This window comes from Marinobacter sp. (genome assembly GCF_041690455.1).
Taxonomy (GTDB): Bacteria; Pseudomonadota; Gammaproteobacteria; order Pseudomonadales; family Oleiphilaceae; genus Marinobacter.
Genome location: NZ_JAWLHI010000078.1, coordinates 1 through 12,842, shown reverse-complemented (window position 1 = coordinate 12,842; position 12,842 = coordinate 1). Strand labels below are relative to the sequence as shown.

General features: G+C 60.3%; 10 protein-coding genes. 8 read left to right on the top strand and 2 right to left on the bottom strand.

Annotation, left to right across the window (positions count from 1 at the left end; translation table 11 throughout):
* Positions 1-48: 48 nt before the first annotated feature.
* Both ACESMW_RS16095 and ACESMW_RS16090 read right to left on the bottom strand, forming a co-directional pair.
* Positions 49-1,299: a substrate-binding protein gene (locus ACESMW_RS16095; RefSeq protein WP_372988027.1), complete on the bottom strand. Its 1,251-nt coding sequence runs from the start codon at positions 1,297-1,299 to the stop codon at positions 49-51.
* Between the two features lie 238 nt (positions 1,300-1,537).
* Positions 1,538-2,575 (bottom strand): hypothetical protein, encoded by a 1,038-nt coding sequence (locus ACESMW_RS16090; RefSeq protein WP_372988026.1) that lies wholly within the window; start codon positions 2,573-2,575, stop codon positions 1,538-1,540.
* A gap of 265 nt (positions 2,576-2,840) precedes the next feature.
* On the opposite strand from ACESMW_RS16090, the gene ACESMW_RS16085 reads away from it, so the two are divergent.
* The 8 genes from ACESMW_RS16085 to ACESMW_RS16050 form a co-directional block, all read left to right on the top strand.
* The gene (locus ACESMW_RS16085; RefSeq protein WP_372988025.1) at positions 2,841-3,965 is read left to right on the top strand and encodes an esterase/lipase family protein; all 1,125 of its coding nucleotides are present in this window, start codon (positions 2,841-2,843) and stop codon (positions 3,963-3,965) included.
* A 188-nt stretch (positions 3,966-4,153) separates the two neighbouring features.
* A complete protein-coding gene (locus ACESMW_RS16080; protein WP_372988024.1) occupies positions 4,154-4,474 on the top strand; it encodes a TraR/DksA family transcriptional regulator in 321 nt (106 codons plus the stop codon).
* Between the two features lie 32 nt (positions 4,475-4,506).
* Positions 4,507-5,217, top strand: a complete 711-nt coding sequence (locus tag ACESMW_RS16075; protein WP_372988023.1) for an ABC transporter ATP-binding protein — start codon at positions 4,507-4,509, stop codon at positions 5,215-5,217.
* 4 nt (positions 5,218-5,221) lie between these two features.
* Positions 5,222-7,597: an ABC transporter permease gene (locus ACESMW_RS16070; RefSeq protein ID WP_372988022.1), complete on the top strand. Its 2,376-nt coding sequence runs from the start codon at positions 5,222-5,224 to the stop codon at positions 7,595-7,597.
* A 44-nt stretch (positions 7,598-7,641) separates the two neighbouring features.
* Entirely contained in the window at positions 7,642-8,856 is a 1,215-nt protein-coding gene (locus ACESMW_RS16065; RefSeq protein WP_372988020.1) for an efflux RND transporter periplasmic adaptor subunit, read from the top strand.
* 76 nt (positions 8,857-8,932) lie between these two features.
* A complete protein-coding gene (locus ACESMW_RS16060; protein ID WP_372988019.1) occupies positions 8,933-10,681 on the top strand; it encodes an N-acyl-D-amino-acid deacylase family protein in 1,749 nt (582 codons plus the stop codon).
* A gap of 65 nt (positions 10,682-10,746) precedes the next feature.
* A complete protein-coding gene (locus tag ACESMW_RS16055; RefSeq protein WP_372988018.1) occupies positions 10,747-11,361 on the top strand; it encodes a DUF2238 domain-containing protein in 615 nt (204 codons plus the stop codon).
* 47 nt (positions 11,362-11,408) lie between these two features.
* On the top strand, positions 11,409-12,842 hold a 1,434-nt coding region (locus ACESMW_RS16050), incomplete at its 3' end, for an SLC13 family permease (RefSeq protein WP_372988017.1).

Sequence of the window (12,842 nt, the reverse complement as noted above, 5' to 3'; positions counted from 1 at the left end):
TGGTGCTCCGCCCGACACAGTGTTGCGGGGAGGGAATCGGTCCCGGATTCAGAGGCTGGTGGGTTTGCCGGCCTCCCGGCGGCGCGCTTCCCATTCCTCGCGGGTCTGGGCGGCCTCATCTCCGGGCATGGAGTCGATGATGTCGAAGTAATCCGAGCTGTACTCGTCTGCAACGATGGTGTTCCGGTCCTTGACCTTCACCACGTGTACGGTCTGGACATTCTGGTGGTCAAACTCGCGCCAGTACTGCTCGTCCTTCAGCAGGGTGTAGCGGTGTCCCTCGAGGGCCCGGATAACTGATTTGCTGTCGGTGGTGCCTGCTCGCTCCACAGCATCCTTGTACTGGTAAATGATACTGTAGGCCGAGGCGGCAGAGGTGGACGGGCGCATTTCGTAGCGCTCGGAGAACGCCTCCACAAACTCCTTGCCGCGGGCATAGTTCTTCTCGTACGGCAGGTTCCAGACCCACGGTGTGGCGCCGACAATGCCGGACATGATGGTCGGGCCTACTTGTCGTGCCATGCCCAGGGTCAGGTTCGGCACTACAACCTGCATTTTGTCGAGGACACCCATCTCGTAGGCCACGTTCAGGGCCCGGACCATGTCATCGCCGAACAGCACCAGCATCAGGACCTTGGCATCGCTGGCCATCGCCTGCTCCAGGGCGCCACGGAAATCAGAGATCAGCGCGCGGGGGAACGGGGTCTTCACGCCCTGGTGGGCGTTAGTGTCCTCGGTGCCTGAGAATTTGCGCACGGATTCTTCGACGGACCAGCCCCAGGTGTAGTCGGCGGTGATGTAAAAGTACTCTTCATTGGTATGGTTGCGGCTGAGGTACTGGCTCAATGCCTTGGCGGTCATCCAGGCGTTGTAGGGCTCACGGAACATGTACTTGTGTCCCTCGGCGCCAGTGGTGGCGTTGGAGTACGTGAGGGTGCCGAAGTAGATGGTGTCCCGGTCACGGGCAGCCTTGCCAGAGGCGATGGCAACGGCACTGGAAACGCCGCCGAACACCATCTTCGCGCCCTCCCGCTCAATCAGTTCGGCGGTGTTCTCCGCCCCCTGCCTGGGTTCGCCCCGGGTATTACGGATGACCAGTTCCAGCGGTTGTCCCATCACGCCGCCGGCCTTGTTGATTTCATCCACGGCCAGGAAGGCGCCAAGCCGCTGTTGCAGGCCCTGATCCTTGTAGCGCCCGGTCTGGGGGTAGTTCAGCCCGATCTTGAGGGTTTCAGCATAGACAGTTGAACTCGCCAGCATAAGCAGGCAAGCCGAAAACAGGACTTTTCTCAAAGTCATGGACGTTGGCCTCCAGAAGCAATATCACCGATACGGTGAAAGATGATTTCTGATTGTTGTTTTTACGCGCACGTAAGTGTCAACGCAGATCATAAGGCCAACAATGGGACTAAGGTGGAAATTTCCGTAACAGTTTGTAGGCAGTTGATGTATATCAAATATGGGTGCCCGGTCAGGGCACCCGCCGGCCACGAATCGCCCCAGCTGACCAGTTCATGTCGGACCGTGGCCTTCTTGTCTAGTTTTGACCGTAAATGCGGCTTTCCTGAAAGCGAAAATAGCCGGCGGCCTCCTCATCCCGGATAGTCGCGGCCATTTCTTCTCCGAAAATTTCCTGGCTCAGGCTGTCCAGCGCTTCTTCCCGCTCAGGTCCCGGTTGGTATTTTTCGACGATGGCCTGCCGTTTGGTTTCATAGGTCTCGCCCCGGGCCCAACGGTTGTCGCGGGTACGGTCGAGCTGATCCCAGCGATCGAGAGCCTGGTCTCCCATGCCGAGTTGCTGGCGGATTCCACGCAGCGTTTCGTAACGCTGTTCTGGCGCCTGCTCGTGCAATGATTGTTGCACGGAGGAGAGAGAAAGGAAGCGGTCGGCCAGCTCCTGGCGCCGTTGCTGCATTACCCGGTCGGCCTGCTCACCGTAGGTGTCCCGGATAGCCCGGGTATAGGACTCGGCCTTGGCCAGGGTGGGGCCAGGCTGTTGATCAAGGTTCTTGAGTGACTGGCTCAGGGAATAATTTTGTAGCTCCGATTGCCAGATCTCATCGGCATCCACGCCGAAAAGCTCCCTCCGTTTGGCCCAGATAAAGTCGCGACGTTCTTCAGGCCCCATGGCACGCAGCGAGTACTGTTCCCGCTCCATGAAATCCTGATAGGCAATCATTGCCTCGGCTCTGTTCAGAAGCTCCTCGCCACGGTCCGGAAACCAGCTCAGCAACAGCGCCGAAAGGTTCTCTCGCCAGTACTCAGGGTCGAACTGGTTGAGATACCGCATCAATTCTTCCAGCAACCGTACCTGGCCGCCCGGATGATCAAGCTGGCCCTCGAACCGGGCCATCAAACGTTCCCGAAACGCCTCGAGGTCATCATTCAGGACAGGCTCTTCCTGCGTCGGAGTAGCCCGGGGTGAGGGCGTTTCCGGTTGCGACTCCCTGGTTTCCTGTGGCGCGGCCGCAGCCGGGGTGGCGGCTATGGTCATTTCGCTCTCGAGCCACTGATAGGTCAGGGCAACGCTCAGTGCCGAGCCGATTATCAGCACCGGGATTGGCTTTACTTTCACACCGGTCACCATTGGTTGTTTTGAGTTGTTGTCATGAACCGGCTTCAAACCTAGCAGGCTCCGATTGTTTGCAGTGTGAGCCACCACAAAAAAAATGAGAAGGTATCACCTATTTGTTGCAGATGTGACATTTCTCACAACGGGGCAAAAGGATATGGGCTAGAAATGGGTTGCCTGTTATTTAGGCGCCCCGGTTGCCTGTGTCCGGGTGGATCAGGCAGCAGTACCGTGGTCAGGCTCACAAAAAAAACAAGAGGCTAATACCATGAAGAACGAAAGTGCCCTGACAAGGGTGGGCGCAGTCATGCTCCTGGTCACCGGGATGGTGATCGCCCCTGCGACCCTGGCAAGGGATGCCAACCGCACTCAATACCCGGTGGTTTTTGCCCATGGCATGGCCGGGTTCGACGACATTCTGGGATACGATTACTGGGGAGATGACTACGGCACGTTTGTGCTCGACCCCTGTGACAAGTTCCTGGAAGTGAACTGCAACGGCGATATCAATGATAACCAGCGCAGTTTTGTTTCCTCGGTGACTCCGTTCCAGAGCTCCGAGGTTCGCGGCTACCAGTTGGCGAACAACATCGAGAGCTACATGGCCACCTCCGGTGCCAGTCATGTGAATATCGTTTCTCATTCCCAGGGCGGTATCGATTCCCGCAAGGCCGCTCGCCTGCTGCGGGAGCGTAAGGGTTACCGTGTTGTTCAGACCCACGTCAGTGTCTCATCGCCGCACCGGGGTTCACCGGTGGCCAAGTATGTTCTGGATCACTACATCAACTCGATCACTGAAACGTTGGCCAACTACTATGGCAACGTGGTCTACGGCAGTGGCAACGATGCCATCGCCGGTGCCAAGCAGCTGGTATACAACGACTACGATCCCAACGATGGTGTAATCACCGGCATGAAGGCGTTCAACCAGAAGTATCCTTCCAGCACCAGCTACGTTGCCAACTCGGTGTCCATGATGACCGCGCAGAATGGCAGCGGCGTGAATCCGGCACTGTGGCTGTTGTCTGAGTTCATCTACAACATCGATGGTGACGGGTACTGCTACGATGACTGCAACGGCGACGGTGCGGCCGGGCAGGGCGATGGCTACGCCGGTGACCGGGATGACGATGGCCTGGTTGGCATCAATAGCCAGCAGCAGGGCTACCGCATGCAGTACTATGAGTGCTGGGGCTGTCTTGATTACGCCTGGGAGCAGCGCGGATTGGGTTATGTCAGCGACATCAACCATCCGAACAGTACCCAGATGACGTCGTCCAGCTACGTGATCAACCAGGATCACATGGATGTCATCGGCGTGGGCCCGGACAACTTCGACGAGATGGAGTTCTACGCCGCCATTACCGATTACATCGCCGATCGGGGGGACTGACGTCAGCAGTCGACGTAGCGATGCAAGTGACCCGGGCCTCGCCAGGGGGCCGGGTCTGAATTAGTTTGGTGGTCAACGTTCAGTCGATTGTCGGACAGCAATTTTGACAAGCATCAATCCCGGGTTCAGCTTATGCTTTAGTGTATCGGTTAATTGCCAATCGAATCCGAGAGGAGCCGTAACCCGTCATGACTGACCGTAAATCCGAACTGGAAGCCCTGAAAGCCGATCTCCAGGCTCGCCTGAATCGTTACCACGCCCACCAGAACCGCGAAGACGGCGCCCTGGACAAAGACTTCGAAGAACAGGCGACCCAGACCCAGAACGACGAAGTGGTCGACTCCCTGGAATCCGAGGCCCGCTCCGAGCTCGCCCAGATCGAGCATGCCCTGGAGCGCATCAACAATGGCGTCGGCAATGAGTGCGAATCCTGCGGCGAAGAAATCGATCCGCGCAGATTGCAGGTATTGCCGTACACCACCCTTTGCGTGGACTGCGCCGGCGACTGAATCACCCAGAATCAGGGGCAGGGATTCTAACGGTGAGCAGGGAAGCGGTCTTCCATACCCGGGGCGTGACCAAGGTCTACGACCAGGGCGAGGTACAGGTGCATGCGCTCAGGGGCATCGATCTGGATCTCTATGCCGGTGAGCTGGTGGTCATGCTGGGTGCTTCCGGTTCCGGCAAATCCACCCTGCTGAATATCCTGGGCGGGCTCGACGTGCCTACTGCCGGTGAGGTGCGTTACCGGGATCATGATCTGAGTGATGCCAGCGATGCCGAGCTGACCCGCTACCGCCGGGAGCATGTGGGATTCGTTTTCCAGTTCTACAATCTGATTCCGAGCCTCACGGCGAGGGAAAATGTCGCTGCGGTCACCGAGATCGCCTCTGACCCCATGACGCCCGAAGAAGCGCTGGGCCTGGTCGGGCTTAAATCCCGGATGGACCACTTTCCCGCCCAGCTTTCCGGTGGCGAACAGCAACGCGTGGCCATTGCCCGGGCCATTGCCAAGCGCCCGCAGGTGCTGCTTTGCGATGAGCCCACAGGCGCGCTGGATTCGGCCACGGGCGTGCTGGTGCTGGAGGCTCTGGACAAGGCCAACCGCGAAACCGGCACCACCACGGTCATCATCACCCACAATGCCTCTATCGCCGGTATGGGAGACCGGGTGATCACCATGTCCGACGGCAGGATCAGCGGCGAATCCCGCAATGCCGAGAGGCAGGACCCGAAGACCCTGACCTGGTGACACCATGGCCCTGACCACCCCATCACTCAACACCAAGATTCGCCGGGAACTCTGGCAGATGCGGGGGCAGGTGCTGGCCATTGCCCTGGTCATCGCAGGCGGTGTCGCGGTGTGTGTACTGTCGCTGGTTAACTATTCGTCCCTGGTTTCCACGCGCGCAGTGTATTACGACGATTACCAGTTTGCCGAGGTGTTCGCGTCGCTCAAGCGGGCGCCCCTGCATGTCACCCAGCAGGTCGCAGCCATTCCCGGGATTTCCCGTTTCAGTGCCCGGGTGGAGGGGGGCGCAAAACTGGAGATTCCGGGGTTTGAAGATCCGGTCTCCGCCCGCCTGGTGTCATTGCCCGAACAGGGCCAGCCGGAGGTGAACCAGTTGTTCCTGCGCCATGGCCGATTGCCACTGGCGGGCCGTGGCCATGAGGTGGTGGTGATCCAGGGCTTCGCCGAGGCGCATCAGCTGGAACCCGGTGACCGGTTTACCGGGATCATAAACGGGCGTCGCCAGCAGCTGACGATTACGGGCATCGCGGAGGCTCCGGAATTCATCTATGTGCTTGCCCCGGGAAGCATGTTGCCGGATTACCCCCGTTATGGCGTGCTCTGGATGGGGCGGGAGGCCCTGGCGGCCGCCATGGACATGAAAGGGGCCTTCAACAGCCTGGTTGCTCGGGTTGAGCCCGGGGTACCCGTGGCATCGGTCATCGACTATCTGGATCGGGTCCTGGACCGCTACGGTGGTACCGGTGCCTATGGGCGAGAGGACCATTTCTCTCACCAGATGCTGGACGATGAGCTTGCCCAGCTGCGGACCATGGCAACGGTTTTCCCGGCGATCTTCATGACGGTGGCCATGTTTCTGCTCAATGTAGTCATCAACCGATTGATCAGCACCCAGCGGGATATCATCGCCATACTCAAGGCCTTCGGTTACAGCAATGTGCAGATTGGCTGGCACTACAGTCAGCTGGTGCTCACCATTTCGGTGATCGGCCTGTTGCTCGGGGTGGCCCTGGGTGTCTGGGCGGGCCGGGCCATGGGTGAGATTTACATGGATTATTACCGGTTCCCGTCGCTCTTGTTCCGGCTGGATCCAGCCTGGCTCTTGCTGCTTGCGGTTGTTACCCTGCTGGTGGCCTGGCTGGGGGGCTGGCAGGCTATCCGCCGCGCTGCCGCCTTGCCACCCGCCGAGGGCATGCGCCCCGAGGGCCCGGCCCGCTTCCGGATCACCGTCGCTGAACGGTTCTTCGCCCCCCGTGGTTTCAGCCAGCCCTCCCGGATGGTGGTGCGACAACTGTTCCGGCGACCGGGGCGAACGTTGCTGTCGGTCAGCGGCATTGCCATGGCATCCGCCATCGTCCTGGTGGGGAATTTCCAGTTCGATGCGGTTTCCATGATGGTGCATTCCCAATTTGCCCGGGTCCAGCAACAGGACGTCACCGCCACCCTGATCGACCCGGTCAATTCACCGGCGGTGTATGACCTGCAGAGGCAGCCTGGTATCCGTTACGCGGAGGGGCGTCGGGTGGTGACCGCCCGACTGGTGAACGGGCACCGGGAATGGCGCGGCGCAATCACCGGTATGCCGGATGAGGCCAGTCTCCAGTTTGTGATCGACCGGGAAATGGAGCCGGTTTCGCTGCCAGAGGCCGGGTTGCTGTTGACGGACTTTCTGGCGAGGCGGCTGGATGTGACTACGGGCCAGAACCTTGAAATCGAGATTCTGGAGGGTGATCGCCGCCGTGTCGAATTACCGGTTGCCGGTATCACCAGTGAATTCCTCGGGGTGGGGGCTTATATGCGGCTGGCGTCCCTGAACCGTGCGCTGGGAGAGGGACAACTCGTAAATCAGGTACTGATGAATATCGACCCTTTGCGAGCCCAGGAAACCTACCGCGAACTCCGGGAAACCCCCCGCATACTCGGCATCAGTATCCGTCAGGCGATGCTGGACAGCTTTTACGAAACACTGGCAAAAACCTTCCTGACGTTTACCCTTTTCATCAGCATGCTGGGTGGCATCATTGCTTTCGGCGTGGTCTACAACACGGTGCGGATTTCCCTGGCGGAGAAAGGCCGGGAACTGGCAAGCCTGCGGGTCCTGGGATACACCCATAACGAGGTGAATCATATTCTCCTCGCGGAAGTGGTGGTGATGCTGGTGCTGGGAATCCCGCTGGGCTGGCTTGCGGGCTATGGTTTGTCCTGGGCCATTATCACGGCAATGCAGACCGAGCTCTATCGGGTACCGCTGACCATCACCGCACAGACGCTGGGTATTTCTTCGGCGGTGGTTGTGGTATCTGCCATTGCTTCGGGGGTGATCGCCTGGTGGCGTCTGCGCAACCTGGACCTGATAGCGGTCCTCAAAACCCGTGAATAGCAATCGAGAGAAAATCCAATGGAGCAACGGCCGGGCGAGGTACTGTGAGTAAAAAACGGTTGTCGGGTAAGTGGGTGTTCTGGGGGCTGGTGGCTATGCTGGCGGTGGCGGCGATCGCCTTTGCCTTCCGGCCGGATCCGGTGTGGGTGGATCTGGCGGAGGTCAGTCGCGGTCCGCTGGAGGTCTCCATCACCGAGGAGGGCAAGGCCCTGGTCAAGGACCGTTACCTGATTTCGGCACCGGTCTCCGGTTATCTGCACCGGGTCATGCCGGATGTCGGTGACACGGTGAGCGCGGGCCAGACCCTGACCGAAGTGGATCCCATGCCATCGGCCATCCTGGATGCCAGGAGCCGCGCCGAAGCCGAGGCGAAACTGGAGTCGGCGCGGTCCGCCTTGAATTCGGCACGGCAGAAGGTAGTGGCGGCCGAGGCCGAGGCCCGGTTTGCCCGCCAGGAACTGGAGCGACTTGAAGCTCTGGGAGCCAGAAACGACAACCGGTTTGTTTCCGAAGAACAGGTCGACCAGGCGAGAACCACGGCGGATCGGGCTCAGGCCATTCTGCGCTCGGCGCGCTTTGATCAGGAAGTCATGGCCCACGAGTTGGAAGCGGCGCGTACCCGTCTGGAGGTATCGGCGGCCCGAAGTAATGGCGAACAACCGAAGGAGCGGGTGGCAGTGACGTCTCCGGTCGCCGGTGCGGTACTGTCGGTGGTGCGCAAGAGTGAAGGTGTCATCCAGGCGGGGAATCCCATAGCGGAGGTCGGCGACCCGGCGGCCCTGGAGGTAGTTATCGATGTGCTGAGTTTTGATGCGGTGAAGCTGCAGCCTGGCATGGAGGTTCGTTTCAGCGGCTGGGGCGGGCCGGAACTGAAAGGTCTGGTCCGGCGAGTGGAGCCGGTCGGGTTCGAGGATATCTCGGCCCTGGGCGTGGAGGAGCAGCGGGTGCAGGTGGTAGCGGATATCACCAGCCCCATCGAGCAGTGGCAGGCCCTCGGGGACGGGTATCGGGTAGATGCCAGCTTCATACTCTGGTCTGCCGAAGACGTGCTCTGGGCCCCGTCATCCGCCATTTTCAGCTCTGAAGGTCAGAGCTGGGTGTTCCTCGCCCGGAACGATACCGTCCGTCGTCATCCCGTGCAGACCGGCCAGAGTAATGGGCTGAAAACCGAGATTCTCGATGGGCTGACAGTTGACGATCAGGTGGTAAGGCACCCCGATCGCCAACTAGAGGACGGGGTCAGAATACGCGCTCGTTGAAACAACAAAAGTGATTCTTTGTCACGTTGTGGGCTAGACTCGGACAGACAACAAGAAAAGGACAGGAGCCCGAGCCGTGAGTCAGTACGATACCCTGATTGTGGGAGGCCGCTATTTTGATGGCAGCCCGAACCCGTCCCGAATCGCGGATATAGGCATTCGGGATGGCCGGATCGCCACGATTGCCGATGCCGGAGTCCTCGACCCGGCCCGTGCCACGAGGGTGATTGATGCCCGGGGCTGCTGGGTCACTCCCGGATTTCTGGATACCCACACCCACTACGATGCCGAACTGATCGTTGCACCCTCCCTGTCCGAATCTGTCCGGCATGGCGTGACCACGGTACTCATCGGCAGCTGCTCCCTGAGTATGGTCTGCTCGGACGCGGAGGACGCCTCGGATATCTTCACCCGGGTCGAGACCGTGCCCCGGGAGAAGGTTCTGCCCATTCTGCAGAAATACAAAACCTGGCAACGGCCTAAGGAGTGGGTCGAGTTTCTCAACGCACACCCCATCGGACCCAATGTGATCAGTTTTCTGGGCCACAGTGACCTGCGCACCGGCGTAATGGGCTTGCACCGGGCTACTGACCGATCGGTAGCCCCGACAAAGGAAGAACTCGGGCGCATGGACCAGTTGCTCGAAGAGGCGCTGGAGGAGGGGTTTCTCGGGCTCTCGACCATGTGCCTGAAATGGGACAAGGTCGACGGTGACCGGGAATGGTCCAAGAGCCTGCCGAGTACCTACGCCCGCTGGCGTGAGGTAAGCCGGCTGAACCGCCTGCTCCGGCGCTACGGCCGGGTTCATCAGGGCGCGCCCAATGCCGCCAATCCCCTGCAGGTTACCCAGTACCTGAGAGAGACCCTGGGCTGGCTGCGCAAGCCGCTCAAGACCACTCTGATCGCGATGATTGATCTCAAGGGCAACCCGACCGTCCGACCCATGGCCAGGTTGGTGGCCTGGCTGGCCAACGGCTTCGGCGGCAACTTCCGCTGGCAGCTGTTGCCCACGCCGTTTGCCATCTATGCCGATGGCATGGACATTGTCCTGTTCGAGGAGTTTGGTGCCGGTGAAATGGCCCTGGATATCCGCGATCAGCTGGAACGCAATGAGCTGCTGAAAGATGAGGGTTATCGCCGGACCTTCCGGAAATTCTACAAGGAAAAGTTGTCTCCGAGGGCCTGGCAGAGGGATTTCGGTGATGCCATTGTGCTCGATTGTCCGGATGCGTCGCTGGTGGGTCGCAACTTTGCCGAGCTGGCCCGTGAGCGGGGAGTCCACGTGGTGGATTTTTTCCTCGATATGGTCGTGGCCCATGGCCGGGCGTTGCGCTGGTTCACCGTGGTGGGCAACCATCGCAAGGATCGTCTCCGGGAAATGGTGAAAAGCCCCCACGCACTGATTACCTTCTCCGATGCCGGCGCCCACATTCGCAACATGGCCTTCTATAATCTGCCGCTGCGCTTCTTGAAGCTGGTGTGCGAGAGTCAGGGCCAGGGCGAGCCGGTAATGTCTCCGGAACGGGCAGTGCACCGGCTTACCGGCGAGCAGGCAGACTGGCTGGGTATTGATGCCGGCTACATCCGCGAGGGAGACAGGGCGGACATAACAATTCTGGACCCGCAGGGCCTGGATCAGGATCTCGAGCAGGTGGAGTGGGCGGAGATGGAAAATTTCGGCCTTGAGCGCATGGTGAACCGCGTCCCGGGCTGTGTGAAGCATGTCCTGATCAACGGTCGGGCGGCGGTCACCGATGAGCGGATCGAGCCGGAGCTGGGGAAACAGGGCGGCTTCGGACAGTTCCTCCGGGCCGGACAGCGCTGATTTTTGAGGCTGCCAGAGTACAATGCGACCATAAACCCGAAAATGCGGACAAGGGAGTGCAGTGTATGGCGCAGAAACCGGTGGCTATCCTGGCCTGGGTGGGAATCTTTCTGGCAGTATTCGTCTGGTCCGGTATCGCCCCCAAGGACAGGGCGACCTGGGTCCTGGAAGTGCTCCCTGCGGCTATCGGTTTTGTCCTTGTCGCCTGGTGCTATTTCCGGTTCCCCCTGACCTCGCTCGCCTACTGGCTGATCCTGGTGCACGCCGTCATCCTGATGGTGGGCGGCCACTACACCTACGCCGAGGTCCCCCTGTTTAACCACCTGGGAGACTGGTTCGGCTGGGAGCGCAACAATTACGACAAGCTCGGGCACCTCGCCCAGGGATTCATCCCGGCAATGATTGCCCGTGAGGTGACCGTCCGGCTGGATGTCTTTGCACGGTCCGGCTGGCCTTCGTTTTTTATCATCTGCTTCTGTCTCGCCCTGAGCGCGTTCTACGAGCTGATCGAATGGTGGGTGGCGCTGCTAAGCGACGAGGCGGCCGAAGCCTTCCTCGGCACCCAGGGTTACGTCTGGGATACCCAGTCTGATATGGCCTGGGCCCTGACTGGTGCCATTGCGGCACTGTTGCTGCTCGGTCGTGTCCATGACCGGCAACTTGCCCGCTTGGCGTCCTGAACCCGATCGAAACTGACCTGTATTGAACCTGACGGAAATCTGTTGTTATGTCTGAATCCCGAAACGGCTCGAACCAGTCCCGGGGGCTGCCCAAAACTCAGTTGATCGGCCTGGTGCTCGGTGCCCTGTTTCTCTTGATGACGCTGTTTTTCCCGGCCCCCGAAACCATGGGCGGGGAAGCCTGGGCCGCCCTTGGCCTGATGCTGTTGATGGCCACCTGGTGGAGTACCGAAGCCATTCCGATCCCCGCCACGGCGATGCTGCCCATCGTGCTGGTGCCGGCACTGGGGTTGGGGTCAGTGTCGGCGGCCACATCCCCCTATGCGCATCCGATCATCTTCCTGTTTCTCGGTGGTTTCACCCTCGGCCTGGCCATGCAGCGCTGGAACCTGCACCGTCGCATTGCCCTGCTGACCCTGAAAACGGTGGGCAGCAAGCCGAAGCGCCAGATCGCCGGGTTCATGCTGGCGACCGCGTTTCTGAGCATGTGGGTCAGTAACACCGCCACCGCGATCATGATGCTGCCCATTGGCCTGTCCGTAATTGCCATGGCCGACGGTTCCAACCCCGATGGCCTTCGTCGGTATGCCACCGCGCTGTTACTGGCGATTGCCTACTCCGCCAGTATCGGTGGTATCGGAACGTTGATCGGAACACCGCCCAACGCCTTGCTGGCGGCCTACCTGAGCGAAGATCAGGGCATCTCCGTCGGTTTTGCTCAATGGATGCTGCTGGGGGTGCCGGTGACTATCGTCATGTTATCCCTGGCCTGGTGGTGGTTGACCCGGCGCGACTTCGGTCTGGCGCGTCAGGGTGACAGCGGTGATCTGATTGGTGACGAGCTGGCGGCTCTGGGGCCGCTGGGTAAAGGGGAAAAACTGGTTGGCGTGGTGTTCCTGCTCACCGCCGCCGCCTGGATTTTCCGGCCGCTGTTGTCCGATGGTCTGATGCCCTGGCTCAGCGACACCGGTATCGCGATCGCAGCGGCCATCGTCATGTTCCTGATTCCGGTAGACACCCGGGAGCGCCAGTTCCTGATGGACTGGGATACCGCCAAGGGCATTCCCTGGGGTGTCCTGCTGCTGTTCGGTGGCGGCCTTGCGATGGCGGGTGTTATCAGCAGTTCGGGGCTCGCGGAGTGGATTGCCGGTTCCCTGGGTGCGGCAGGAGTACTGCCGACGTTGCTGCTGATTGCCATTGTGGCGGGAGTGATCATCTTTTTGACCGAAGTGACCAGCAACACCGCCACGGCTGCCGCATTCCTGCCGTTGCTGGGTGCGCTGGCCATGTCCCAGGGGGTGTCTCCGCTGCTGCTCACCGTCCCGGCTGCCGTTGCCGCCAGCTGCGCGTTCATGATGCCGGTGGCAACACCGCCCAACGCCATCGTGTTTTCCAGTGGCGATATGAAAATCGGTGACATGATCAGGGCCGGTTTCGCCCTCAACCTGATGGGCATCGTGGTGGTGACGGTGCTGTGTTAT